The organism is Halomonas sp. AOP43-A1-21 (assembly GCF_052376775.1).
In the GTDB taxonomy this organism is placed as follows: domain Bacteria; phylum Pseudomonadota; class Gammaproteobacteria; order Pseudomonadales; family Halomonadaceae; genus Vreelandella; species Vreelandella colorata.
Map to the genome: position 1 here is coordinate 1 of NZ_JBQSWC010000001.1, position 24453 is coordinate 24453.

The 24453-nt window shown below is 54.1% G+C and carries 24 protein-coding genes; 10 read left to right on the plus strand and 14 right to left on the minus strand.

The genetic code is table 11. The features are described 5' to 3' along the window. Positions 1 to 146 precede the first annotated feature (146 nt). From ACT3R7_RS00005 to ACT3R7_RS00015, 3 genes are all read right to left on the minus strand, one after another. Entirely contained in the window at positions 147 to 1310 is a 1164-nt protein-coding gene (locus ACT3R7_RS00005; RefSeq protein ID WP_496198671.1) for a hypothetical protein, read from the minus strand. A gap of 94 nt (positions 1311 to 1404) precedes the next feature. Then, positions 1405 to 2445, minus strand: coding sequence for a hypothetical protein (locus ACT3R7_RS00010; protein WP_496198672.1), 1041 nt, complete (start codon positions 2443 to 2445; stop codon positions 1405 to 1407). 438 nt (positions 2446 to 2883) lie between these two features. Beyond that, positions 2884 to 3045, minus strand: a complete 162-nt coding sequence (locus tag ACT3R7_RS00015) for a hypothetical protein (RefSeq protein WP_444489470.1) — start codon at positions 3043 to 3045, stop codon at positions 2884 to 2886. A gap of 342 nt (positions 3046 to 3387) precedes the next feature. Here ACT3R7_RS00015 and ACT3R7_RS00020 point away from each other — a divergent pair, with 342 nt between their 5' ends. Next, entirely contained in the window at positions 3388 to 4827 is a 1440-nt protein-coding gene (locus ACT3R7_RS00020; protein WP_192538203.1) for an FAD-binding oxidoreductase, read from the plus strand. 166 nt (positions 4828 to 4993) lie between these two features. On the opposite strand, the gene ACT3R7_RS00025 is transcribed toward ACT3R7_RS00020, so the two are convergent. Continuing rightward, positions 4994 to 5980, minus strand: a complete 987-nt coding sequence (locus ACT3R7_RS00025; protein ID WP_192538202.1) for an AraC family transcriptional regulator — start codon at positions 5978 to 5980, stop codon at positions 4994 to 4996. Between the two features lie 172 nt (positions 5981 to 6152). Between ACT3R7_RS00025 and ACT3R7_RS00030 the strand changes: the two genes are divergently transcribed. From ACT3R7_RS00030 to ACT3R7_RS00045, 4 genes are read left to right on the plus strand one after another with little or no spacing between them, the layout of a single operon-like run. Then, a complete protein-coding gene (locus ACT3R7_RS00030) occupies positions 6153 to 6602 on the plus strand; it encodes an ArsR/SmtB family transcription factor (RefSeq protein WP_225736163.1) in 450 nt (149 codons plus the stop codon). 5 nt (positions 6603 to 6607) lie between these two features. Beyond that, the gene (gene arsC / locus ACT3R7_RS00035; protein ID WP_193092270.1) at positions 6608 to 7018 is read left to right on the plus strand and encodes an arsenate reductase (glutaredoxin); all 411 of its coding nucleotides are present in this window, start codon (positions 6608 to 6610) and stop codon (positions 7016 to 7018) included. Next, the gene (gene arsH / locus ACT3R7_RS00040) at positions 7018 to 7746 is read left to right on the plus strand and encodes an arsenical resistance protein ArsH (protein ID WP_496198673.1); all 729 of its coding nucleotides are present in this window, start codon (positions 7018 to 7020) and stop codon (positions 7744 to 7746) included. The genes arsC and arsH overlap by 1 nt, the downstream gene beginning before the upstream one ends. A 14-nt stretch (positions 7747 to 7760) precedes the next feature. Further along, positions 7761 to 9071 (plus strand): arsenic transporter, encoded by a 1311-nt coding sequence (locus ACT3R7_RS00045; protein WP_496198674.1) that lies wholly within the window; start codon positions 7761 to 7763, stop codon positions 9069 to 9071. A gap of 102 nt (positions 9072 to 9173) precedes the next feature. Here the strand turns inward: ACT3R7_RS00045 and ACT3R7_RS00050 are convergent, their stop codons facing one another. Continuing rightward, positions 9174 to 9920 (minus strand): Crp/Fnr family transcriptional regulator, encoded by a 747-nt coding sequence (locus ACT3R7_RS00050; protein ID WP_496198675.1) that lies wholly within the window; start codon positions 9918 to 9920, stop codon positions 9174 to 9176. Positions 9921 to 10181: 261 nt separating this feature from the next. On the opposite strand from ACT3R7_RS00050, the gene ACT3R7_RS00055 reads away from it, so the two are divergent. The 4 genes from ACT3R7_RS00055 to ACT3R7_RS00070 all read left to right on the plus strand — a co-directional run bounded on the left by ACT3R7_RS00055 (position 10182) and on the right by ACT3R7_RS00070 (position 13956). Next, entirely contained in the window at positions 10182 to 11495 is a 1314-nt protein-coding gene (locus ACT3R7_RS00055; RefSeq protein WP_496198676.1) for a methyl-accepting chemotaxis protein, read from the plus strand. A 169-nt stretch (positions 11496 to 11664) separates the two neighbouring features. Next, a complete protein-coding gene (locus ACT3R7_RS00060; protein WP_318782757.1) occupies positions 11665 to 11796 on the plus strand; it encodes a hypothetical protein in 132 nt (43 codons plus the stop codon). 129 nt (positions 11797 to 11925) lie between these two features. After that, positions 11926 to 12459: an invasion associated locus B family protein gene (locus tag ACT3R7_RS00065; RefSeq protein WP_192538196.1), complete on the plus strand. Its 534-nt coding sequence runs from the start codon at positions 11926 to 11928 to the stop codon at positions 12457 to 12459. 576 nt (positions 12460 to 13035) lie between these two features. Continuing rightward, positions 13036 to 13956 carry a ketopantoate reductase family protein gene (locus ACT3R7_RS00070; RefSeq protein ID WP_496198677.1) on the plus strand — a complete coding sequence of 307 codons (921 nt, stop codon included), beginning with the start codon at positions 13036 to 13038 and terminating at the stop codon, positions 13954 to 13956. A gap of 392 nt (positions 13957 to 14348) precedes the next feature. Here ACT3R7_RS00070 and ACT3R7_RS00075 read toward each other — a convergent pair whose 3' ends face one another. The 9 genes from ACT3R7_RS00075 to ACT3R7_RS00115 all read right to left on the minus strand — a co-directional run bounded on the left by ACT3R7_RS00075 (position 14349) and on the right by ACT3R7_RS00115 (position 23469). Further along, positions 14349 to 14975 (minus strand): glutathione S-transferase family protein, encoded by a 627-nt coding sequence (locus ACT3R7_RS00075; RefSeq protein ID WP_496198678.1) that lies wholly within the window; start codon positions 14973 to 14975, stop codon positions 14349 to 14351. A 208-nt stretch (positions 14976 to 15183) separates the two neighbouring features. Continuing rightward, positions 15184 to 16086, minus strand: a complete 903-nt coding sequence (gene mmsB / locus ACT3R7_RS00080; protein WP_496198679.1) for a 3-hydroxyisobutyrate dehydrogenase — start codon at positions 16084 to 16086, stop codon at positions 15184 to 15186. Between the two features lie 53 nt (positions 16087 to 16139). Further along, a complete protein-coding gene (locus ACT3R7_RS00085) occupies positions 16140 to 17255 on the minus strand; it encodes an enoyl-CoA hydratase/isomerase family protein (RefSeq protein ID WP_496198680.1) in 1116 nt (371 codons plus the stop codon). Positions 17256 to 17305: 50 nt separating this feature from the next. Then, positions 17306 to 18460: an acyl-CoA dehydrogenase family protein gene (locus ACT3R7_RS00090; RefSeq protein WP_192538191.1), complete on the minus strand. Its 1155-nt coding sequence runs from the start codon at positions 18458 to 18460 to the stop codon at positions 17306 to 17308. A gap of 213 nt (positions 18461 to 18673) precedes the next feature. Next, complete coding sequence (locus ACT3R7_RS00095) at positions 18674 to 19666, minus strand: branched-chain amino acid ABC transporter permease (protein WP_496198681.1); 993 nt, start codon at positions 19664 to 19666, stop codon at positions 18674 to 18676. A 2-nt stretch (positions 19667 to 19668) separates the two neighbouring features. Continuing rightward, positions 19669 to 20556 (minus strand): branched-chain amino acid ABC transporter permease, encoded by an 888-nt coding sequence (locus ACT3R7_RS00100; RefSeq protein ID WP_441676253.1) that lies wholly within the window; start codon positions 20554 to 20556, stop codon positions 19669 to 19671. 115 nt (positions 20557 to 20671) lie between these two features. Continuing rightward, positions 20672 to 21895, minus strand: coding sequence for an ABC transporter substrate-binding protein (locus tag ACT3R7_RS00105; protein WP_192538188.1), 1224 nt, complete (start codon positions 21893 to 21895; stop codon positions 20672 to 20674). A 51-nt stretch (positions 21896 to 21946) separates the two neighbouring features. Further along, positions 21947 to 22711: an ABC transporter ATP-binding protein gene (locus ACT3R7_RS00110; protein WP_496198682.1), complete on the minus strand. Its 765-nt coding sequence runs from the start codon at positions 22709 to 22711 to the stop codon at positions 21947 to 21949. Beyond that, on the minus strand, positions 22708 to 23469 hold the full coding sequence (locus tag ACT3R7_RS00115; RefSeq protein WP_018915879.1) for an ABC transporter ATP-binding protein: 762 nt from the start codon (positions 23467 to 23469) through the stop codon (positions 22708 to 22710). Before ACT3R7_RS00115 ends, ACT3R7_RS00110 begins: the two co-directional genes overlap by 4 nt. Before the next feature lie 493 nt (positions 23470 to 23962). Here ACT3R7_RS00115 and ACT3R7_RS00120 point away from each other — a divergent pair, with 493 nt between their 5' ends. Further along, entirely contained in the window at positions 23963 to 24388 is a 426-nt protein-coding gene (locus ACT3R7_RS00120) for a MerR family transcriptional regulator (protein WP_192538187.1), read from the plus strand. Positions 24389 to 24453: the final 65 nt, after the last annotated feature.

The following is a 24453-nucleotide window of genomic DNA, read 5'->3' on the forward strand; positions in this document are numbered from 1 at the left end:
CTAGAGCTTTACGGCAGACGTCGAACCTTCTCGAAACCAGGTGATGACTATGGCGCTTTATCAAACTCTCGATCGATTGACGCTTCTGCAACTCCTTTCTTCACGGCCAGCTATACTGAGATCAATGCTTAATATGGATTAAGACATCAAAGCGTTTCAATCGACCTGCAATGATCAATAAGAGGTGCGAGAGTCGTATTGACGCGGCCTCCGTCGACTCCAAAACTCAGATGATAATTTCCATCCGGCATCGCCAGTGAGCTTGTGAAGTTGGACGTTGGTCGGAGCCCGACAAAAGTGGTGTCGTCCGCTGCAATCCGCCCTCGGAAACGAGCGAAGGTGAAAGAATTACTATTAGCGATTTCACTTTCCAGATGCGCTGTCATAGGCCACTGACCATTCAGCCCATATGCGCCATAGGTTATATTGTAGATTGAATCTGGATCTAAATCGTTCGGTTGAGTGCTGGACAGGAACTGGCTTACCTCAATCTCTCCGCTATCCGCACATGTCATTATCAACCGCACCATCCGGCCTGGATCACGGCCACCGGGCTTCCGGCCGAAATAGCTTGTGTCAAAAACCATGGCTGGCACATCTTCGATCAAAAGAAGGTTCAATTGTGCTGCGGACCGGTCAGAATTATTTGGCAAGCCGTAACGCAGCGAGAGCCGTGAATCATTCTTCTGAGCCGCATTCTCAATGAGTTCAACAGCCGCATCGAAATCTGTATAGATATATGCACTCTGGCTTGCCTCAGCATTATTCTCGTCGGAGCCAAACGTTCTCCTACTCTCGGGATTTACCCACACAGGTTCTACACCGCTGTTGAAGGCAATCATGTTCGCTTCGAGGTTTCTGCGCATCTCGGAATCGCACGTAAGCCTCTCGATCGCACCATCGACAAGCTCACGTGAATTTACCCCAGGTGTAATGTCCTCGGCTCGTTCCACGATTTGCTTGAAGGCTGCTGGAACGATGGCTTCGCGGGAGAAACTCCCGACCTGGCGCGATCCGGTTTCCACCCCGCCCACCCGCGTCGTCTCAATCTCGACGTAATTTCGGGTGACGGTGACAAGCGGATCTCCGCATGAGCCAAGCGTCTGCACCCTACGGATGATATAGGACGTAATAAGCGCACTCATCGGGCTGAAATTCGCACTGTTCTGGAAGCCCCATTCATACAACTCGGCGACTGGATTGTATCCTGCAGGCCCTAGCGCTCTAATCTGGCGTATAACCTCATCGGCAGGTTTGCGATGCTCACCACGCGCAGCGGGGAAGTCTCCTAATGCAAGATAGGACAGCATTCGCCCGCCATAATCGCCCCCCAGCGGAAAGAGCCCAGTGTCCGAACTGCTGACAATTTTCGTGGCTCTTATGCTATCTGGATCATAAGGAGAGTTAAGCGTGACGTTTAAGCTTCGCGCTCCTGTGATTGTTTGAAAAATACATTGATACGGTAGATTCACCAGCGCTGGCAGACATTTGAGGTAAATTCTCAGACAACGCCGCGCGAAGAGTCTCTGTTAAGTCAGAATGGCAACCTTCCCGAGCCAGCACCTGGGCGAAGGCTGCTTGGTTTTCTGCATCGGTTGCAACGCGAATTTGATATATACGGCGAATGTCGAAGTCCTTAGTCGGGTCTTCGTCATACTCCAGTATAACGACCGGAACCAGCGTCGAAGCGGCGAGGTAGAATTCATCCAAGTCGGTAGAGCGAAGCCGGATTTGCTCAGCCTCTCGAAGACCCAGTCGTTCACTTTCGCGCGTAAGCGTATATTCCGCCGAATCGTCGCCTATCTCCACGGGGCAGGACGCAGAGAATGCTCTATGAAAGGCAAGGTAGATGCCGATCTTATTGCTGGCCGAGTTGCCCGCCCTCGCATCACCTTGCAGTATACGGGTGAAATAACGAGCTTTATCTTGAGGCAAATAGGGAAACTCCGAGTCGTGTTCGGCTGCGGCTGATGCTTGCAGTTCAGCAGGCGGAGGTGCCTCGGTCTGGGCTACTTGGACCTCAATGGGATGATAGCCTCGGGTAGCCATATACCTTAATGCATCTTCTCGGCTGTGCACCACTCGACCTAAGGAACTGATCCGGTTAGCGTCTACCCTCGAGAGCGGCCCTGGCGTCAAACCGAACATAGCCTGCACGCAGGCTATGTCCTCGTCTGCATCGTTTAAATCGCCGTCGATCTTTGAAACGTTACAACCCAACAGGAAAAGGCCAAACTCAAGATTGACGGTATCCCGTAAGGGGGGACGCAAACGGGCTGGTGTGCCATCGTCATTGAAGCACTGCAGTACTTTTTCTGTTTCCTGCGTCTCCACACTGCATGCAATACTTGCCGCTTGTGATAAGGAGGGAAGCCCCAACAGAGCACCCGTCATTAATGCGATAGTCGCGCCTGAACGCAAAAAAATCATTGTATGATTTTTCACTGCACATCTCCCAACGGAGTCCGAATAAAAAACAGTCGCTATCGATGACGCTGCGATTGGGGTCGTTGTCAGGTGAGTTCTTTTAAACCACTGCCGTTCTTTCCACCTCACGGCTGATATCTTAAAAGCTGGGATGGTCAACTTTAGTCAATATTGCCGCCATTCTTAGAATCATCAAGATCAATTCTCTCATCGGCTGCGATCATCATTTTGCCAATTGATGGTATTAGGCCGAGGGGCAGCGTCGATTCAGAAGCTGCTGGCGATACAGACCTCCTTTGGTTCTGTCTGAAAAATCGGCTCTCACACATCGCTCAATACAAAAAGGGTTTCCATACTCTGTGCAGATCAGGTCTCGTAGCGGCAGAGCATGACCTGCCATAGAGCCCGCAACGCGCTGTCGCAGTCGCGAGCTAGCTACCGGTTGATTAGTTCTTATTAGTGATGCCTGTACTGATCAAACAGGTTTTTCTGATCAAAATACAGTACCGCTTTGCCTCGAAAGGCGGTTACCCGAACGACAAAACAGCCATTGATCCGCACCACCACCGCTTTACCCGAAATCGATGGGTGCAGCTTATGATGCGGGATGCTGCGCATAAATGTGCAAGCACTATTCTGACAGTGACTAACCTTTGCAAATTGACCCTCGATTTCTGCTATTCCGGACGAACGGTAGTTTCATCCGGACGCACGGCAATTCCTGGTTATGCGGCCGACTCGTATGCTTAAGGCGTGTCCTTTAAATAGATATCGACAATGGTTCGCCGCCCTGACCGCTTCTAGCGTAGAAGAGCGATGGGCGCTTACCCGTATTTTATCGAAACAAGAGAACATTCTTGCAACGCTACACGACCACTCTTCTTGCTGCCGCGACTGTATCCTAGACCTTATAGCAGGCAGCGCGACGAACGGGTAAGAGACTGAAAAAGGATCAAAGCCATGACCGACTTTATTCTCAAGACGCTCAATGGCAGGACGCTAAGCCTCCCTGCCAAGATGATTACGACGCTACGCGCTGATATGTCCGGCCCGCTACTGCTGCCTGGCGATGAAGACTACGACACGGCCCGCAGTGTCTGGAATGCGATGGTCGATAAGCGGCCCGCTCTGATTGCATGTTGCGCCGACGCCAACGATGTCGCCGCGGCAGTTAACTTCGCACGCCAGACCGATGCGCTCATCTCCATCAAAGGCGGCGGACACAATATCGCGGGGAATGCGGTGACAGAAGGCGGTCTTATGTTTGATCTTTCCACAATGAACAACGTCGACGTGAACCCTGAGACGCACCGCGTCCAGGTGGGACCCGGCGCATCGCTGGCAGATCTCGATGCGGCGACTAGGCCCTACGGACTAGCGGTACCCGTTGGAATAAACTCGACGACCGGCATTGCAGGCCTCACTCTCGGCGGCGGCTTCGGTTGGCTGACGCGGGCTCATGGGCTCACCATCGATTGCCTCGTTGCAGCCGATGTCATCACCGCCGATGGCGCACGGCTGCGTGCTACAGCGGACGAGAACCCCGACCTATTCTGGGCGATCCGCGGTGGGGGCGGCAACTTCGGCATCATCACGCGTTTCGAGTTCCAGGCCAAGGCTGTCCGACCCAACCTGCTGTGTGGTTTACTCTTCTTACCGCTCATACGGGCACGGGAACTCTTCGCTCTCCAGCGGGAACTGATGGAAGGCGATACGGAGGAGTTGACGGCATGGGTGGTGGTGCGCAATGCACCCCCGATGCCTTTCCTGCCCGAGGAATCGCACGGCACCAGTATCGCGATGATGGCGTTTTGCTATTCAGGCGACCCCGAAGATGGAGAGGCCTTAATCGCGCCGCTCAGAGCGATCAACAACCCGCTCGCGTTTCTGGCTGGCATTCAGCCTTTTGCCGAGTTTCAGCAGATATTCGATCCGCTCCTGATCCCCGGCGCACGCAACTATTGGAAGTCCCACGACTTGCTCAATCTACCCGACACCGCAGTCGAAGCGCTTATCGAGGCCGTCGATCGCTTACCCGATGCGGAAACGGAGATTTTTGTCGCTCATGTGGGCGGGGCAATGTCTCGCATCGCTCCGCATGAGACCGCCTTCATTCAGCGCCGACCCCATTACGTAGTTAATATTCACACTCGCTGGCAAGATCCAACAAAGGACGACGCAGCCCGGCATTGGGCGCGTGGGCTTTTCGAGGCTCTTTCTCCTTACTCAGCGGGCGTCTACGTCAACTTCATGCCAGCCGAAGAAAGTGCCCGTGTGGCTGAAGCTTACGGCGCAAACTATGCACGGCTCACAGCAGTCAAGGCCTGCTACGACCCCGAGAACCGGTTCCGCCTCAACCAAAATATCTTACCCAACGCCGAGATACAGCTGGCCGGGTGATGGTCATAATATACCTCTAGGGTAGCCTCGACATGTGTTCTGGACAGAACAAAACGGCGGAGCTTGAAGCTTCGCTGGCTTAGCACTGACTGCCCAACCAATGGTGCGCCTGTTGGCGTTTGCACGGTAGGTCAGACCGTTCTTGCCACGCAAACATCTGAGCCAGTTAGCGATGCCGCGCGTTCTGCCGCCAGTGCGATGGTGAGAGGCCTGTCATCCGCTTGAAAGCACGGCTGAACGAGGCCTCGGATTCATAACCGATCGCGTCCGTAATCTGGGCGAGCGTTGCCGTACCGGCACAAAGCAGACTAGCCGCTCGCTGCATCCGCCAACTCGTGAGATAGGCCATGGGCGGTATGCCCAGAAGTGCGGTGAATCGCTCAGAAAGAATGGTGCGCGACATTCCCGCCTCACGCGCAAGCTCTGCAACCGTCCAGGGGTGAGCACAATCGCGATGCAACAAGCGTAATGCGCGGCCTACCGCCGGATCGCGCAGACCCGCGAGCCAACCATCCGCATCCAAAGGCATGGAAGCCGCGTACCTCCGAATCACCTCTATAAAAATGAGCTCGCTCAGCTTTACCAGAATCCCATCGCTGCCAGCGTCGGTTGCTTGCGTCTCGCGCACTGCAGCGCCGATCAAATGCCCAAGGAATCCCTCGCCGCTGCCATAGCCATCCGGGACATGAATGACCCGGGGAAGTGCCGAGATCAGCGGATTGAAAGGCGCCACATCACAGCCAAGGAAACCACACAAGAGCCGAGTGGTACCAACTTCACCGCCCCGTAAGTCAATGTGGAACGGCAGTGAGCGCCCGCGTGCGATTTCGTCGAATGCAGCAAAGTTCGGCTCAGCATCAAGGCCCGGATCACTGGCAAGCACATGGGTGTCGCCTTGTGGAAATACCACCACGCTTCCTGCACCCAGTTTAATCGGCTGGCTATCAGGATTAGTCAGCCTAGTCCAGCAGCTACCTTCGACAATGACGTGGTAGTCGATCACATGCTGTGCGCCAGATACCACTGTTTGCGCAATTTTTTCTTTGGGCGGTGCGGCAGCCACCCAGGGCGCTGCCGCGTCCACCTCGAAGAACACCGCGCCGGATAGGCGAACGCTGCACAGCATTTCGGAAAGAAAGTCGTGATCGATCATATCCTTACCTCACTCGCACCGCGGGTCGAAGGGCAGACGACCTGACAGAAGATGATACGACGGAATAGCGTCCTAACGTCATATGATTTACCTCATCCATATGCATCAGGATTATCCAAAGCCGCTCATCTTGTCTGTAATACGATTCGCTCGGGTTTGTAGCGCCCATTGCATGCTCGACTTCGTCGCGCCATGCGGTTCTCGCCAACTATTTAGGCAGTGCGCAAAAAAACTGATTGTTTTATTTCTTTATGTCCACAACAATAGACATATGGAAATAAAAAACGTTACCGCCAGTTTCAGCGCCCTTTCTCAGGAAACGCGTCTCGAAGCCTTCAGGCTTCTGGTACGCCACGAGCCCGAAGGCTTGCCTGCTGGGGAAATCGCACGTCAGTTAGCTGTGCCCCATAACACGATGTCGACGCATCTTTCAGTGCTTGCACGAGCGGGATGGGTCAATTCTCATCGGCAGAGTCGCTCGATTATTTATCGCGCCAATCTAGAACATATGCAGCAAACCCTCAGCTTTTTAATTCGCGATTGTTGTGCAGGCCACCCCGAGGTTTGCGAGCCGCTGTTCACGGCCTTCACTGACTGCTCTCTTAATACAGAGAAGGAATAACCCTTTTGAAAACGATGATTTACCACAACCCTGCCTGCGGCACCTCGCGCAATACGCTAGCCATCATCGAAGCGTCCGGTGAGGCACCCCAAGTGATCGAATACCTGAAGACACCCCCTAGCCGCGAGCGGCTGGTGGAGCTGCTTTCAATGATGGCAATTACTCCAAGAGAGCTACTGCGCCGCAAGGGCACGCCCTTTGAAGAGCTCAATCTCGATGATCCAGCGTTAAGCGATGATCAACTGATAGACGCCATGATCGCGCACCCTATCCTGATCAATCGCCCCATTGTGGTAACAGCAAAAGGCGCACGCCTGTGCCGCCCTTCTGAGCGTGTATTCGAGTTATTGGCCAACCCGGTAACCACGTTTACCAAAGAAGATGGCGATGTCGTGCATTTCAAGGGCAGTCAGTAATGAGTCACATAGTCAGTTTCGACGATCTCCCCAATATCGATCCGCAAAAGCTACAGCCGATTGATGTGAACTTACTAGCGGGGCCAGATGCGCCGCGTCATCCACCCAGAATTCTGGTGCTTTATGGTTCTCTGCGCGAACGCTCTTTTTCACGCTTGGCGTCCGAAGAAGCGGCGCGGTTGCTACGCTGGTTCGGTTGTGAGGTACGCACCTTTAACCCGTCAGGTTTACCGCTACCAGATGATTCAGAGGCCGATCACCCGAAGGTACGAGAGCTGCGTGACCTTGCCCAATGGTCTGAAGGTATGTTCTGGGTCAGCCCCGAACGCCATGGGGCGATGACGGGCATTATGAAAACGCAAATCGACTGGATACCGCTATCGCTGGGCGGTGTTCGCCCTACTCAGGGCAAAACGCTGGCGGTGATGGAAGTGTCTGGCGGAAGCCAAAGCTTTAACGCCGTCAACCAGATGCGAATCCTAGGCCGCTGGATGCGCATGATTACCATCCCTAACCAATCCTCGGTACCCAAAGCGTTCACCGAATTTGACGATGCCGGGCGCATGAAGCCCTCACCACTCTATATGCGTATCGTCGATGTTTGCGAAGAACTTGTGAAATTCACCTGGCTGACGCGAGACAGGTCCGCCTATCTTACCGACCGCTATTCAGAGCGGGTCGAGAGTGCTGAAGAACTCTCTCGCCGCGTTAACCAAAACACTCACTGACGTAAGGTCATTTCATGTTGGCACTAGCCATTTTTGTCGTCACCCTGGTTCTGGTGATCTGGCAGCCTAAAGGTTTGGGTATCGGGTGGAGCGCACTGGGCGGCGCTTTAGTGGCACTGCTCGTGGGTGTGGTGCAATTGGCTGATATCGGCGTGGTGTGGAACATCGTCTGGGATGCCACGTTTACGTTTGTTGCTCTGATCATTATTTCGCTGATTTTAGATGAGGCGGGGTTCTTCGCCTGGGCAGCGCTTCATGTGGCGCGCTGGGGTAATGGGCGCGGGCATCTACTTTTCCCGCTGGTCGTCATACTCGGCGCTATCATTGCCGCTTTCTTCGCGAATGACGGTGCCGCCCTACTGCTGACGCCCATTGTGATCGCTATTCTGCTGCGCCTAAACTTTGAGCCACCTGCGGCGCTGGCCTTCATCATCGCAACGGGGTTTATCGCGGATACCGCAAGCCTGCCTTTGGTGATCTCTAACCTCGTTAATATCGTCAGCGCTAACTACTTTGATATTGGCTTTGATCGCTATGCAGCGGTCATGGTGCCGGTGAACCTGGTGTCTATAACGGCCACACTGGTCGTGCTCTGGATAGCGTTTGGCCGCCGAATCCCGAAACACTATTCTGTCGAGAACCTCGACCCACCGCGCTCGGCCATAAAGGACCCGCTGGTATTTAGAGTGGCGTTTCCGCTGCTGACGATGCTGCTTATCGCCTACTTCGTGACCGCCCCGCTAGGCATTCCCATCGCGTTTGTGACGGGAACAGCCGCCGTGCTGCTGATGGCAATTGCCGGGCGCTGGTGGCAAGCGGGCCGCGGGGCCATCGTCTCCGTATCGGATGCGCTACGCGGCGCCCCCTGGCAGATAGTGCTGTTCTCAATCGGCATGTATCTCGTCGTTTACGGGCTGGGTAATGCAGGGCTGACGAACTATGGCGCGATGGCACTTGAATGGCTGGCTCAACAGGGCGACTTTATCGCCACGCTGGGTACCGGCTTCCTTTCCGCCATCGTCGCTTCTGTCATGAACAATATGCCCTCGACACTGGTTGGTGCGCTGGCGATTGATCAAGCGAACGTGCCTGCGGTAACGCAGGAGTTGATGGTCTACGCCAATGTAATTGGTAATGACCTAGGTCCCAAGTTCACCCCGATTGGTAGCCTCGCCACCCTGCTCTGGCTACACGTGCTAGCGGGCAAGGGATACAAAATTGGCTGGGGCCAGTATATGAAAATCGGCCTGCTGATTACGCCGCCGGTGCTGCTGGCAACGCTGATTGCTTTGGCATTCTGGCTTCCTGCATTGTCAGCGGTATGAATGGAAATGAGATTGGTGACGGAAGTTAGACAACATTTCTGCCTAGCTTCCTGTATCGGTTATGGAACGGTCGTTTAGGCAGTTCTGTTGTAACTTAAAGGACTAACTTTTTAAAAGCTCAGAAAATGAGGGAGGCAGGAATTCATCAATATAGCTGTCATTAAATTCGACTAACCGCGCCAACGCTTCAGGGTCAGGCAGCATCACATGCTGGCGCTTTCGTATCACCAGCCCCTCTTCACGCAGCATCGAGAAAGTACGGCTTACATGTACCGAACTCATTCCCAGTGCGTCGCTAATCAGCTCCTGAGTAAGCGGCATGAAGAAACTATTGTTCTCAACGGCCTTGATACGCTTGAGTCGCAGATAAATTTCATAGAGAAAGTGTGTCAATTGCTCGTAGGCCGAATACTTGCCGAGATAGATAAGCCGCTCGGAAAGTTGCGCCTGCTGACGCGTTGCTGTGGCCACGATACCAACGGCTAAGCTCGAACGCCCGAAGAGTTCAAAAAGCTGCTGATACGAGAATGGGCAAATCACACCTTTATTGATCATTACCGCACTTGTCAGACGGCGAGTGAAGCCAAAATCGCGAATGCCGATGATATCGCCAGGCAGGTAGAAATTGAAGATCTGCTTCGAACCATTTTTCAAGTTACGATAAGAGTATGCCCAGCCCTCCTTGACCACGCAGAATTGATCAGTATCCTCCCTTTCCTGCCATAACACCTCGCTGGCTGACATGTACCTAGGGGTAAGCTCCAGGCCCAGCAATAGCGCTTTATCTTCATGAGACAGAGCGCCTTGGGTATTAAGGCCCCGCATCACTTCTGTATCGATGAGAGACACTCCGTTACCTCTTAGGCAAATGGTTTATTAGCGTTATTCTAAAACATTTGCTTACTTCACCAAGCTAACGTAGGTTATGAATTATATGTATTATCAATCGGTTGCAAAAAAATCACAGGGATTATTCAAACGCCTCGTTGCGTGGGACTGAAGTGTTAACCGATAGAGCGCACCGTTGTCATCACTGCGACATACGCTAAAGGACTCAAGAGCCTGCCCAGGCTGCCGATAAGTAATGTTATCGTCTATCGGAGTCTCCTGATGCTTAATCTGCGTCTAAAAAAAGAACCTGAAAACCAGCGTGGAGGGTTAGCGATGCTCCGCCAGTTGACTGCCCAGATGGACCGGGGAATGCTGTCCATCACATTGAACGCCGACTTCATTATCTCTTCTGTGAACCAGAGCTTTGCTGATGCCCTCGGTTACCAGCGAGAGCAGCTGCAAGGGCGGCCAATGTCGGAAATTGTGCCAACCTATGTCACCAAGCTGGCCTGTTTTCGAGATTTCAATCAAGCCATCGCAGCGCTCGCGCCAATTAACGACAACTATCGCTACTTACGTGCCGATGGCTCTCTTGTCTGGCTGAATATCGATTGGCTTCCGATACGAGGAATGAGCGGCAAGCTCTCTTACGTACAGGGTTATGGCCGCGATGTAACCACCAAGGTGGAAGGTGCAAAAGAGAGCGAGTCGTTCATTGCGGCGCTGCTCCGATCCACGGCCGTTATCCAGTTCAATCTTGATGGCACCATCATCACTGCAAACGAGCAGTTTCTTCAGGCCATGGGCTACCGACTTGAACAAATAACCGGCCAGCACCACCGCCTATTTTGTACAAAGGAGGAGGTTGGCTCGCCCGAATACACGGCCTTCTGGGAAAAACTAAACAGCGGAGAGTATGTGGCGGATCGCTTCAAGCGGATCGACAGCCGCGGCTCTGAAGTATGGCTGGAGGCCACCTATAATCCGGTCTACAACGCTGATGGACACCTCTGTAAGGTCGTAAAGTTTGCCAGCGTCGTCACCGAGCAAGTGGCACGCGAAGCCCAGGTACGCGAAGGCGCAAACGTTGCTTTTGAGGTTTCGCAGCAAACGGACATAAGCGCCACCAAGGGCGCTACGGTGGTTCAGCAGACGGTCGAGACCATGCAGCAGATAGCCTCGGAAATGGAGGCCGCTACCGAAAGCCTTGATGCGTTGAGCAAGCAATCACTACAGATTAATGCCATCGTACAAACCATCGGCGGTATTGCGGTGCAGACGAACCTGCTGGCCATAAACGCCGCTATCGAGGCCGCCAGAGCCGGTGAACAGGGGCGCGGCTTCGCCGTGGTTGCCGACGCAGTGCGAAAGTTGGCAGCCAGCACCAGTGCCGCCACCGTAGAGATTGTAAGCGTCGTCGAGAAAAACAAGGTGCTTTCAGATGACGTCAGGCGCCAGATGTTCAGCACCCGAGAAGAAGCCGAGCAAGGCCTGGAACTGGCAAGCCAAGCGGGCACCGTGATTGTCGAGATTCAGGAAGGTGCCAAACAGGTGGTAGACGCTGTACGGCGTTTTTCTAACGAATTGAAGTAGCGCAAACATCGCCAGCATTCCAAGCGCCACTCAATAATGTCTGCGGTGATAATCCGACGAACGTGCCCATCGTAACGCAGGAATTGATGATCTACTCTAACGTCATCGGCAATGACCTGAGCCCCAAGTTCACCCGATTGGCAGCCTTGCCACACTGCTCTGGCTACACGTGCTAGCAGGCAAGGCATACACGTTTGGCTGGGGCCAGTATATGAAAATCGGCCTGCTGATCACGCCGCCGGTGATATTGGCAACGCTGGTTGCTTTGACGCTTTGGTTACCGGTGTTATCGGCGGCATGAACTGCCTAGTGCTTTAAGTTCACCTACGTAGCCCACGATTTCGTCATCCAAGAACTCGACCTCAAGCGAACAAGCGTGCATGGTAGTTATTATTATCCACCGTCAGCGAACCAACAGGAGGTTACGCCAATGCCACACTATCTTACTAAACACCTCTGTAGGATGGGGCTATTATCGATCTTGGTATTGTCTCCCAATGCCTTCAGCCAACAGCAACCGGCCACGGCTGCCGGTAATAATGCCACCACCGAGTCGTTCCAGGATTGGGAGGTCCGTTGCCAGCGTAATGCCGAGGGTCAGACCCCCTGTGCGATGTCGCAATTGATTACTCGACCTAATAGCGACCAGCCTTTGATGCAGGTAATTCTCGACTATCCGCCCCAGATTGATGACCCGGTGATGAGCTTCTTCGTGCCGTTGGGGGTACGTCTAGCCGCGGGCTTGCAATTGAAAGTGGGTAACGGTGAGCCAATCCAGTTCCCCTATCAGGTCTGCCAGGAGCAAGGGTGCCGTGCTGACACCCCTATTGAACCATCGATGTTGCAGCAACTCCGCAGCGGTAATACGGCAACCCTCAGCATTATTGATCCACGCGGAGAGCGCATGGATCTAGATATTTCGCTGATCGGCTTTACCGACGCCAGCACCCGTATAGCTCGCTAATCTTAGCCCCCCGCCCGCCACAGTCGGTTCTTAAGGGTTGGCAAGTCTATTCAGCCGTTGCCAGTAGGCTTACGTTTGCACCTGCTGGTATGTCGTCAAAGCACAAACTGCGCTCTACCACATAACATTTCGGTACGGTGGTCGGATTCTCAAACGATGCATAAGTGTTTGGCGAGCGCAATGCGCAGCACGTCGATACGGTGGTGGGCACTCGTCCAACTTGTTGTAAGCGATCATCTATCCGCTTATGCAAGCTGTTTGTCCAGAAGGCTCATCTGAAGCCGAAAGACATTTGGGATTGAATCGTCCCAGCAACCAGCTTTGCTCACTTTGGGTCGAAATAGGGCATTAAGCACAGTACCTTACGGCCCTCGTCGTTGTACTTCGCCCTAACAAGCGCTACGGCTAAAACCCTCACTAACATTCACAAAATCGGCTTAGCCCTAACGCCAGCAGATAATACTAAGCATCGTCATTAGCAATTAGACGTCTCTCTGAACTCTCTCACTTCGCCTTCATTTCTGCATAGCAAACAAGCTAAGCTGATCGACAACACCGCTGCTGAGTACATACTCAATGACCTCACACTGGATTCTCGGCCCTGGCGCGATCGGCCGCCTGTTGGCCCATTCGCTCTCCCCTCTTGCTGACGTCACATCCGTCGGTCGCCGTGCGCTGCCTGCGCAGCAAACGATAACGACACCGGAAGGCGAGCCGCGTAGCCAGCACTTAAACGTGATAACCACATCGCAGCTGTTAGCCAAGGCGCCAGCGCCGCCCACTTGTGTGCATATCACCACCAAGGCGATGGCTGCTGAAGCGGCATTAGAAAGCGTGGCGAGCATTCTTTCTACAACTACCCCACTGGTGCTATGGCAGAACGGTTTTTTGGCTCAGCCGAGGCTGACTGAGCTTTGGCCGGGGCCAGTGCTTTGTGCCACAACTACGGAGGGCGCTTATCTAACCGGTGATAAAAACTTGGTGCATGCGGGGCATGGGCATACGTTTGTGGGGGATCTGGAGAATCGCCACGCTGCGTTGGCTCAGCAGATAGCCCATCAGCTCGCTCAAGCAGGGCTTGCGGCCACGGCGGTAGATGATATTCGTAGCCGCCTATGGCAGAAACTGGCGGTGAATGCGGCGATTAATCCGCTGGTTGCTTTGAATGGAATTCGTAACGGTGAGCTGCGTTGCGCTGCTTACGCAGGCCGCGTTGAGGCGGTAGTTGAGGAAGTGGCAGAAATTATGTTGGCCGAAGGAGTTCAGGCGCCTAACGGTGACAGCGGTTTGGATGACTGGCTGGCGCTGGCTTGGGACGTTATTGAGAAGACGGCGAACAATAAGGCGTCGATGCTGCAAGATGTGGAGGCTAAGCGGCTTACCGAGCGCGAGGCGATTTTAGGACCGTTGATTGGGAGTGGTGAGCGGCATGAAGTAGGTTGTGAGGTTTTACGGGGGTTGAATCGTGAGTTGGCGGTGTTGGAGGCGGGGTTTTAGCCGGTTCAGGGTTGTTGGGGCGGCTTCGCCGCCCTTTCGCGCCGGGCCGCCGCTGCGGGTGCCTCGTTACCCGCACTACAGGTTTGAAATATCGCATATTTATAATTTTGTAGCGCGGTGTAAGCGTTAGCGCACCCGCGAAGGATGCGGCCACAACGGTGAAACGGTTTAGACAACGCGAACCACCACATCGCGAGCAAGCATTTGAAACCATTGATTTTGTAGCGCGGCGTAAGCGTTAGCGCACCCGCGAAGGATGCGGCCACAGCGGTGAAACGGTTTAGACAACGCGAACCACCACATCGCGAGCAAGCATTTGAAACCATTGATTTTGTAGCGCGGTGTAAGCGTTAGCGCACCCGCGGAGGATGCGGCTATAAAGATGAAGCGGTTTAGGTAACTGGGATCATTACTACATCACGAAATACAGGCCGCTCAGTTAGCTGCTGATACCAACGCTCCAGGTGGGGGCGCGGCTGCCAGGTTAGGCCGATATTCCATAAATTGTAGATAAACGGTGCAACGGCAATATCACCCAGGCCAAACTCCTCGCCAGAGAACCATGCCTGCTTGGCGAGTACGTTATCCAGCAGTTCAAACAGTTTTTCGCAGTTCTGCATGCCCGCTTCGATCTTGGCGTTATCACGCTGCTCGGGCGGTGTTCTTACATAGCCCATCAAGATCACCCGGTGGGCGGGCGAAAGCGTGTTGCTTGACCAGTCCATCCATTTTTCTGCCTGGGCGCGTTTTGCCGGGTCTTCTACCCAGAGCTTGTCTTGGCCATATTGCGCGGCCAGATAGCGAATGATGGTATTGGATTCCCAAAGCACGCTGTCAGTGGTGTCGTCTTTTAATACCGGCACCAGCCCGTTAGGGTTCATTGTCAGGTACTCCGGGGTGTTATTGACCCCGTGTTGAAGGCCCGCCTGAATTTGCTCGAAAGGTACTGCCAGCTCTTCAAGTACCCATATGACTTTTTTAACGTTGGTCGAGTTATTGCGACCCCACAGCGTGATCATAACGTTCCTTATTGGTTAGGTTTTTAAGAGTTTACCCGATCACGCCGTGAGATAAAGGTGGTTTAGGTGTGGGGCGACTTCGTCGCCCTTTCGCGCCGGGCCGCCACTGCGGGTGACTCATTTGCTCGAGCCTCGCAAGATTCGTTACCACGTGCTACAACATCTTTCGCCCCACACCCTTCACCCTTCACCCTTCACCTTTCACCTTTCACCTTTCACCTTTCTTATCCTGATAAAACTGCATCAGGCTGGAGAAGTCGAGTTTGCCGTTGCCGTCGGTTTTATGAAGCGTGAACAGCGCACGGGCGGCAGAGCCCATGGGCACGGGTGCGGCGCTTTGCTGGCTGACATCCATGGCAAGCCCCAGGTCTTTGATCATTAAATCTACCTGGAAGCCCCCTTGATAGCCTTTTGACGCGGGGGCATTTTCCATTACCCCAGGGTAGGGGTTGTAAACGTTTAGCGCCCAGTTACCGCCCGAGCTTTGCTTCATGATTTCAGACAGCACCGCGGGGTCTAAACCGTTTTTAACCCCCATATTGATCGCTTCGCAGGTGCCCGCCATTAATACCGATAGCAGCATGTTGTTGCACGCTTTAGCCACCTGCCCCGCACCGTGGTCGCCCGCGTGGAAGATATTTTTGCCCATCGCATCGAGTACGGGCTTAGCCTTCGCGAACTGGTCGTCGCTGCCACCTACAATAAAGGTCAGCGTGCCTGCCTGGGCACCGCCTACCCCACCGGACACCGGCGCATCCACAAAACTAATGCCGCGCTTCTCACCAATATCGGCAACGTTACGCGCCGTATCGGCATCAATGGTCGAGCAGTCAATAATCAACGCGCCCGGTTGGACGACGTCAAACAACGGCACATCCCCATCAACGTACAGCGCTTTTACATGCTTGCCTGCGGGCAGCATGGAAATAATGAAATCAGCCTCGGCGGCGGCTTCACGAGCCGAGCTTGCCACCTCGCAGCCTTGTGATTGGGCTGTTTCCAAGGCGGCTTCTGACAGGTCGAATGCACGCACGGTGTAACCGGCCTTGACCAGGTTGGCCGCCATAGGGCCGCCCATATTGCCTAAACCGACAAATGCCACGATAGCCATAATATTGTCCTTATTGTTGGTTGTTAACATTCAAGAACATCTGTTTTATCTAGTCACTTAAGATCAGCGAGCGGACTTTCCGGCCACGGCGAGGCTAAAAGCTCGTCGATAAAACTGTCTTCCACCACCGTTACATCGGCATAGGTCCAGGCGGGCTGGCCGTCTTTATCCACGAGCAAGGCACGTACGCCTTCCGGGAACTCGCGATGGCGGCAGCACTGAACCGAAAGCGCAAGCTCTGACTGAAACACTTCGGCAAGCGACATATGTTTGGCGCGCTTTAGCTGCTCATCGATCAGTTTGATGGAAACCGGGCTGCCGTGCGCCAGGGTCTTTTGCGCTTTGTTGAACCACTTGTCGTCACTTTCCACCGCCAGCACGGCAGCTACCATCTGCTCAGCGGTGTCGTGATCCATCAACTCGCGAATCAACGGGGCGAAATTACCCACCGGCGTATCCAGCTCCGCGAAATCGGCTTTAGAGGCTTGCTCTAGTTCGCGCAGAGTGCGGTTTACCACGCCGTGGGCATCGGTATTTTCCCCGGCGCCCCAGGTTGCGTTCATAAGCTTTTGAATAAGCTCGTCGCGATAATGGCTGGCGATACAGCGGTCGGCCAGGCCCAGGGTTAGCGCATCAGGGGCGTTAATCTGGCTGCCGGTCATGGCTAGGAACCGTCCGGCACCGCCCGGCAGACGGTTTAAAAACCAGCTGGCGCCTACATCGGGATACAGGCCAATGGTCACTTCGGGCATGGCTAAGCGGGAGGTTTCTGTGACCACACGGTGGCTGCTGGCGTTTAAAAGCCCCATGCCGCCGCCCATCACGATGCCATTGCCCCAGCAAATAACCGGTTTTGAATAGGTGTGGAGCCGGTAATCCAGGCGATATTCCGTCTCGAAAAACCGCTCAGGGAAGTTGGGGTCGCCTTGGCCAGTAATGGCTTTATAAAGGCTGACCACATCGCCGCCCGCACAAAAGGCTTTCTCACCTGCGCTATCCAGCAGGATGGCGACAATACGCTCGTCGGCTTCCCAGGCGTTTATTTGAGGCAGGATGGCCTCGATCATGTCTAACGTTAGCGCGTTCAGCGAGCGCTCGGCGTTAAGCTTGATTTCAGCGATCGCATGGCCATCGTCGGTAGAGTGCTCGGTAAACAGTACGCTACTCATTCAACCATCCTTGATAGGTAATCAGTGACTATCACTATAATCCGGTAGATTTATAGTTCGGCGGCGTTATCGGCGAGCACTCGGCGCGAAATGATCAGGCGCATAATCTCGTTGGTGCCTTCCAGAATTCGATGTACCCGCGTGTCACGCACATAGCGCTCCATGGGGTACTCCTTGATATAACCGTTGCCGCCGTATAGCTGCAGCGCCTCATCGCAGACGTTAAAGCCCACATCGGTAGCAAAACGTTTCGCCATGGCGCAGTAAGTGGTGGCATCGGCGTGGCCGGCATCCAGTTTGGTCGCGGCCATTCTTACCAATTGGCGGGCGGCTACCAGCTCGGTGACCATATCGGCCAGGCGAAACTGCAGGGCCTGAAACTCTGCCAGACGCTTACCGAACTGCTTGCGCTCAAGCATATATTCGCGGGCCTTATTGATCGCCTGCTGCGCTGTGCCGATGGAGCAGGTAGCGATATTGATCCGCCCGCCATCCAGACCTTTCATGGCGATCTTGAAGCCATCACCTTCGCTACCCAGCAGGTGATTGGCGGGTACGCGGACGTCTTCAAAGGTAACCATTCGAGTAGGCTGGCTGTTCCAACCCATTTTGTCCTCTTTGCGCCCGTAGCTGATGCCTTGCGACTTGGCATCCACGGCAAACGCGGAAACGCCACCAGCGCCCTCACTGCCGGTACGCGCCATCACCACCAGAAAATCGGTGCTGCCCGCGCCGGAAATAAACATCTTGCTGCCATTGAGCACGTAGTGTTCGCCATCGCGCTTGGCCGTGGTTTTAAGCGAGGCCGCATCGGAACCCGCATTGGGCTCGGTCAAGCAGTAAGAGCCGAGCAGCTCGCCGGTCGCAAGCTTCGCCCCCCACTGCTCAACCACATCGGGCTGGCCGAAATCGGCAAGCATCCAGGTCACCATATTGTGGATGGTGAGATACGCCGTGGTGGAGGTACAGCCCATGGAGAGCTGCTCGAAGATAATGCTGGCATCCAGCCTTGAAAGGCCCAGCCCGCCCACGCTTTCCGGCGCGTAAAGCGAGCAGAAGCCCAGCTCACCGGCCTTACGGATAACGTCTACGGGAAAAATAGCCTCGGCGTCCCATTGTGCAGCATGGGGCTCAAGCTCATTTTGGGCGAAGGCCCGCGCCATATCGGCAAAGGCTACCTGGTCTTCACTCAACTCAAAGTTCATGGCCAATCTCCGCTAATGTGCGCACACATTAGATGTTGTCGTTGTAATTGACGTTTACGTTAACTTATCGCCTAAACCAGTGCTGCGCAACCATTTGGCGCCCACGACCTTCGGTGTAGAGCGACTCATTTACGCGTATAAAAAAGGCGCCTCAAAGGCGCCACATCCAAAGGCCTGTTCAACCAAAACAGCGCGGTTTTAAACAGCCTGAAGTTACTTGAAGTTTTTGCGATACATATTGCCAAGCTCCCCTACGATACCGCTTCGAAAGCTTAGTACGCAGACCACAAAGATTAGCCCCAGCATCACGCTTACCCAGTTGCCCAGCGGCGACTGGGACAGAATATGCTGCAAGCTGACGACTAGCCCTGCGCCCATGATCGGCCCCAGCAACGTGCCTACCCCGCCTAACAGCGTCATCAGGATGACCTCGCCCGACATATGCCAGTGGGCATCGGTAAGGGACGCCAGCTGGAACACCACGGTTTTGGTTGAACCGGCAAGCCCCGCCAACGCCGCAGAGATAACAAACGCCACCAGCTTATAGGCATCCACGTTGTAACCCAGCGAAATGGCCCGCGGCTCGTTTTCACGAATGGCTTTCAGTACTTGGCCAAACGGCGAATGCACGGTGCGCTGGATAAGCGCGTAGCCGAGCAGGAAAACCGTAAACACGAAGTAGTACATCGCCAGATTGTTACTTAGGCTGATAAGCCCAAACAGATTGCCCCGCGGCACGCCGTGCAGTCCATCTTCCCCGCCGGTAAACGGTGCCTGGATAAACACAAAGAACATCAGCTGCGCCAACGCCAGCGTCACCATGGCAAAGTAGATGCCCTGGCGGCGAATAGACAACACGCCGAACAGCACGCCTAGCAGCGTGGCCGAAAGCGTACCGGCAATAATTCCAAGCTCAGGGGTAAGCCCCGGGTAGCTTGCCAGCAAATACCCCGTTACATAGCCGCCGGTGGCCAAAAACGCAGCATGGCCAAACGACAGCAATCCTGCGTAACCCAGCAGCAGGTTGAAGGCGCAGGCAAACAGCGCGAAGCAGAGTATCTTCATCAAGAACACGGGGTACGCTAGAAACGGTGCCACCAACCCGACCACGACCAGTGCCATATAGAAGAGCGTACGACGCTGATTGGCCCGGCGCTGGCGTTTTGCCACCACGGAAGGCGCTTTCAAAGTGTGAGATTCGGTCATGGCTATGCCTCCTTCCCGAACAGCCCAGCTGGGCGCAACATGAGCACTAAAATCATCACTAGGAAAATCACCGTGTTGGCGGCTTCCGGATAGTAGACCTTGGTTAACCCTTCAATAATGCCCATCCCCAGCCCGGTGAGAATAGCGCCCAGAATCGACCCCATCCCGCCGATAACGACCACGGCAAACACCACAATCAACAGACTTGACCCCATGGTCGGCGAAACCGGATAAAGCGGTGCCGCCAATACACCGGCAAATGCCGCCAGCCCTACGCCAAAGCCATAGGTAAGGGTGATCAACAGCGGCACATTGACTCCGAATGCCTGCATCAGCTGCGAGTTCTCGGTTCCCGCGCGTAAATAGGCGCCTAGCCGGGTGCGCTCGATCATAAACCAGGTAAACAGGCACATGGCGAGTGCGGCCACCAGAACCCAGGCCCGATACGTAGGCAAGAACATAAAGCCCAGATTCAGCCCGCCCTGGAGTATTTCAGGCGTTGCATAGCGGGCACCTGAAACGCCAAAGAAGTTAATCAGCGTGCCCTCAAAAATAAGCGCCAACCCGAAGGTTAATAAAAGCCCATACAGGTGATCCAAATGGGCAATGCGGCGCAGTAGAAAACGCTCTACCAGCATGCCTAGCCCAGCAATCACCAGCGGCACTAAAATGAGCGCCAGCCAGTAGTTAATCCCTAGATAACGAAACCCCAAAAGGGCCGCAAATGCGCCCAGCATGTACTGCGCGCCGTGTGCAAAATTGACGATTTTTAAAAGGCCAAAAATGACGGCAAGCCCCAGGCTTAACAGCGCGTAAAACGCACCGTTGACCAGCCCCAGGGTGAGCTGCCCCATGAACACCGCCATGGGCACACCGAATATCATCGTCATAGCACGAATCTCCTCGCCGCGTTGGGCCGCCTTACCCGGCGACCCAAGCGGTAACGCTTAATAATGACTTAGCGCTTAATAATGCCCTGGCGCTTAATAATGACTAAGACGGAGCTTAGTTCTGTACCAGTTTGCACTGGCTTTCAGACAGCGGGCGGTAAGCTTCTTCGGCAGGAATGGTGCTGAGGATTTCGTAAAGATCCCACTCACCGGTGGACTCTTCCGGGGTTTTCACCTGCGCCAGGTACATATCGTGCACCATGCGGCCATCTTCACGAATACGACCGTTGCGGGCGAAGAAGTCATTGATGGGCTCTTCAGCCATCTGGGCACGTACGGTTTCAGGATCGTCGGTGCCCGCGGCTTCAATGGCTTGCAGGTAATGCATGGTGCTTGAATAGATACCCGCCTGTACCATGGTGGGCATGCGGCCAACTTCTTCGAAGTAGCGCTCGGACCATTCGCGTGCCTGGTCATCCATGTCCCAGTACCAGCCGGTGGTTAACAGCAGGTTTTGGGTGGCCTCAAGGCCTAGCGCATGCACGTCATTCAAGAATATCAGCAGGCCCGCAAGCTGCTGGCCACTTTGCGTCAACCCAAACTGGCTCGCAGTGGTAATCGCGTTAACCGTATCCGCACCGGCGTTGGCCAGACCAACAATTTTGGCGCCAGAACCCTGAGCCTGGAGGATATAAGAAGAGAAGTCATTGGTTGGGAACGGATGGCGGACACCGCCAACAATTTCACCACCGCTAGCTTCCACTACGTTAGTGACATCGGCTTCAAGCGCATGGCCAAAGGCGTAATCAGCAGTGAGCAAAAACCAACTATCACCGCCCTGCTCGACCACCGCTTTAGCGGTACCGTTGGCCAGCGGATAAGTATCATAAACCCAGTGGATATGGTTCGGTGTGCAGTGCTCGTTAGTAATACTTGAAGCCGCTGAACCGGATACAATGCCTAAGCCATCGTTCTCTTCAAGCACTTTGGTAACGGCGATCGACACAGAAGAGGCCACCAGGCCCGCCACCATATCCACGTTGCGCTGATCGATCCATTCACGCACCGTGTTGGCACCTACATCGGCGCTATTACGGTCGTCGGCGCTGAAGACCACAATGGGCGAGCCATTAACGCTGCCACCGAAATCTTCAATCGCCATCTCAAGCGCCGATAATCCACCGGGCCCGGCCAGATCGCGATAAGTACCCGACATATCGGCCAGATAGCCAATCCGCACCTCGCCGTCACTGATCTCGGCCTGCGCTGTCGACATTGCCATGCTGGAAGCAGCTGCTACGGCAATGCTGGCAACCAATGTTTTTTTCATTAACGTCATGTTCGTCTCCTGGCCCTTAAGCCTTTGTTGTTGTGTTGCGACGTAACCTGGTTATACCCCTAACATCGAATTGAGATGCTCGCGCCGCGCAGGTAGCTGTGCGGCGCTGATCTCTTCTACTATCTGGCCGTGATCCATCACAAAGTGGCGGTCGGCAAGCGGTGCGGCAAAGCGGAAATTCTGCTCGACCAGCACAATGGTCATCCCTTGGGCCTTGAGCAGCACCAACACCTCGCCCAGTTTTTGCACGATGACCGGCGCCAGCCCTTCGGTAATTTCATCCAGCAGCAAAAGGCGTGCGCCGGTACGTAAAATGCGTGCCATGGCCAGCATCTGCTGCTCGCCTCCGGAAAGCCGCGTTCCCTGGCTTTTACGCCGTTCATATAAATTGGGGAACATGGCGTAAATATCGTCCAGGCTCATACCGCCCGAACTGACCGTAGGTGGTAACAGCAGGTTTTCATGGACATCCAGGCTTGAGAAAATCCCCCGCTCCTCTGGGCAATAGCCAATACCCAGACGTGGAATATGGTGGGGCTTCATCGCCAGTGTTTCCTGGCCGTTGATGACGATAGAGCCCGTTCGCCGTCCTACCATGTTCATGATGGCCTTAAGCGTGGTGCTTCGCCCAGCGCCGTTGCGGCCTAACAGGGTGACAAGCTCGCCCTGCTTTACGTCAAAGTTCACCCCGTGAAGAATGTGCGATTCGCCATAAAAGGCGTGCAGGTCTTTTATCCTAAGCATTTCGCGCGACTGCGCGTGGGTGCTGGGCGCCGCGGCTTGCGTATCAATGGCTGCTGCATCGGCAATACTCATGCGCTGGCCCTCTCTTGTTCAGCGGCGTCGCTGCCCATATACGCTTCACGCACCAGCGGATTACGCGACACGCTTTCATAGTCCCCTTCAGCCAGAACAGCGCCCCGGGCAAGCACCGTGATTTGATCACATAGGCGGCTTACTACGCTCAGGTTGTGCTCGACCATCAGGACCGTCCGTCCTTTGGAAACGCGTTTGATCAGCGCCACGATACGGTCAACGTCTTCAGCGCCCATGCCTTGGGTTGGCTCATCCAGCAGCATCATCACAGGGTCTAGCGCCAGCGTCGTCGCGACTTCCAGCGCCCGTTTGCGCCCGTAAGGCATCTCCACCGTTAACGTGTCGGCATACTCGCGCAGCCCCACTTCTTCAAGCAGTGCCAAGGCACGTTCGTTAAGGTGATCGAGGGATTTTTCCGATTTCCAGAAATGAAAGGATGTGCCGAGCTGGCGCTGAAGCGCAACGCGTACGTTCTCAAGCGCCGTCATATGAGCAAACACCGCGGAAATCTGAAATGAACGCACTAAACCAAGCCGGGCAATCTGGTTGGATTTAAGCGCGGTTATCGGTTTACCGCGATACAGAATTTCGCCCCGCGTGGGGGGAAGAAACTTGGTGAGTAAGTTAAATACGGTGGTCTTACCGGCACCGTTAGGCCCGATCAGGGCATGAATATGGCCTTCCTGAACGCTGAGATTAACGTTATCCACCGCCGTAAAGCCACGGAACGCTTTTGTCAGCCCTCGCGTTTCAAGCACTGGCGCTTGGGAAGAACTTGTCGTCGAAGTACTTGTTGTCAATGCACTTTGTGTAGAAGCACCGGTCGTGGAAGTACTGTTCTTGGAAGTACTGTTCTCGGAAGTACTGTTTGCGGAAGTACTGTCTGCACTCATAGAGCAATAAGCCTCTTGTTGTTCTTATGCTGAGCGATTCTCGTGCTGACGTTTCACCAGCTCCTTACCGCTTTAATGAGGTAGGTTCGTTATTATTGTTAGCTGGCAATGCATCTTTACCTTTACGTAAGGTTTAAGTGCAAACTAGCAATCTCTAGCAGGCAATTACAATTACAACTTTGGTCTACAAAAAATAACATTAAATGCTAATAAAACATTAAGTATTTATTTTACATAGAGTTACACCAAGCCATTAAACCATTGGCTTAGGCAATGACTTCTTTACGTTAACGTAAACTTGTTTTAGCCTCATCAGCAGTGTTCCATAGGAATAGCCCCTTTTGAAGAGAATTAACCCATGAGCAAAACTTACTCGATCAGCGAACTGGCCAGCGAGTTTGACGTCACCACCCGCAGCATTCGGTTTTACGAAGATCAGGAACTGCTTCACCCGGCACGGCGGGGCCAAACACGCATTTACAGCAGCAAGGATCGAGTACGGCTTAAATTGACCCTACGGGGCAAACGGCTGGGGCTTTCACTGGCGGAGATCCGAGAATTATTTGAGCTTTGGGATGAGACCCGCAGCGGTAGTGAAAAACAGCTGCAGCTTATGTTGAACAAAATCGGCGAGCGCCGGGCAGCGCTTGAACAGCAGATGAAAGATATCACCATGGTACAGCTGGAGCTTGAAAGTGCCGAGATTCGCTGCCGTCAGGCGCTTGAGGAGCTACACGAAAAACAATCCGATGAAGAACGCATTCAGGCGTCATCGTCTACTTAAGATTTCGTGGCGTCTCATTCCCTATCCAACAATGATTTTCAATAAACAATTTCTAATAAACAGGT

What these genes read in the sequence shown, in the direction of transcription:
- ACT3R7_RS00005 (WP_496198671.1), bottom strand. Translation starts at nt 1,310, where the DNA reads ATGCTGTCCTATCTTGCATTAGGAGACTTCCCCGCTGCGCGTGGTGAG.
- ACT3R7_RS00015 (WP_444489470.1), bottom strand. Translation starts at nt 3,045, where the DNA reads ATGCGCAGCATCCCGCATCATAAGCTGCACCCATCGATTTCGGGTAAA.
- ACT3R7_RS00020 (WP_192538203.1), top strand. Translation starts at nt 3,388, where the DNA reads ATGACCGACTTTATTCTCAAGACGCTCAATGGCAGGACGCTAAGCCTC.
- ACT3R7_RS00025 (WP_192538202.1), bottom strand. Translation starts at nt 5,980, where the DNA reads ATGATCGATCACGACTTTCTTTCCGAAATGCTGTGCAGCGTTCGCCTA.
- ACT3R7_RS00030 (WP_225736163.1), top strand. Translation starts at nt 6,153, where the DNA reads ATGCTCGACTTCGTCGCGCCATGCGGTTCTCGCCAACTATTTAGGCAG.
- arsH (WP_496198673.1), top strand. Translation starts at nt 7,018, where the DNA reads ATGAGTCACATAGTCAGTTTCGACGATCTCCCCAATATCGATCCGCAA.
- ACT3R7_RS00045 (WP_496198674.1), top strand. Translation starts at nt 7,761, where the DNA reads ATGTTGGCACTAGCCATTTTTGTCGTCACCCTGGTTCTGGTGATCTGG.
- ACT3R7_RS00055 (WP_496198676.1), top strand. Translation starts at nt 10,182, where the DNA reads ATGCTTAATCTGCGTCTAAAAAAAGAACCTGAAAACCAGCGTGGAGGG.
- ACT3R7_RS00065 (WP_192538196.1), top strand. Translation starts at nt 11,926, where the DNA reads ATGCCACACTATCTTACTAAACACCTCTGTAGGATGGGGCTATTATCG.
- ACT3R7_RS00070 (WP_496198677.1), top strand. Translation starts at nt 13,036, where the DNA reads ATGACCTCACACTGGATTCTCGGCCCTGGCGCGATCGGCCGCCTGTTG.
- ACT3R7_RS00075 (WP_496198678.1), bottom strand. Translation starts at nt 14,975, where the DNA reads ATGATCACGCTGTGGGGTCGCAATAACTCGACCAACGTTAAAAAAGTC.
- mmsB (WP_496198679.1), bottom strand. Translation starts at nt 16,086, where the DNA reads ATGGCTATCGTGGCATTTGTCGGTTTAGGCAATATGGGCGGCCCTATG.
- ACT3R7_RS00085 (WP_496198680.1), bottom strand. Translation starts at nt 17,255, where the DNA reads ATGAGTAGCGTACTGTTTACCGAGCACTCTACCGACGATGGCCATGCG.
- ACT3R7_RS00090 (WP_192538191.1), bottom strand. Translation starts at nt 18,460, where the DNA reads ATGAACTTTGAGTTGAGTGAAGACCAGGTAGCCTTTGCCGATATGGCG.
- ACT3R7_RS00095 (WP_496198681.1), bottom strand. Translation starts at nt 19,666, where the DNA reads ATGACCGAATCTCACACTTTGAAAGCGCCTTCCGTGGTGGCAAAACGC.
- ACT3R7_RS00100 (WP_441676253.1), bottom strand. Translation starts at nt 20,556, where the DNA reads ATGACGATGATATTCGGTGTGCCCATGGCGGTGTTCATGGGGCAGCTC.
- ACT3R7_RS00105 (WP_192538188.1), bottom strand. Translation starts at nt 21,895, where the DNA reads ATGACGTTAATGAAAAAAACATTGGTTGCCAGCATTGCCGTAGCAGCT.
- ACT3R7_RS00110 (WP_496198682.1), bottom strand. Translation starts at nt 22,711, where the DNA reads ATGAGTATTGCCGATGCAGCAGCCATTGATACGCAAGCCGCGGCGCCC.
- ACT3R7_RS00120 (WP_192538187.1), top strand. Translation starts at nt 23,963, where the DNA reads ATGAGCAAAACTTACTCGATCAGCGAACTGGCCAGCGAGTTTGACGTC.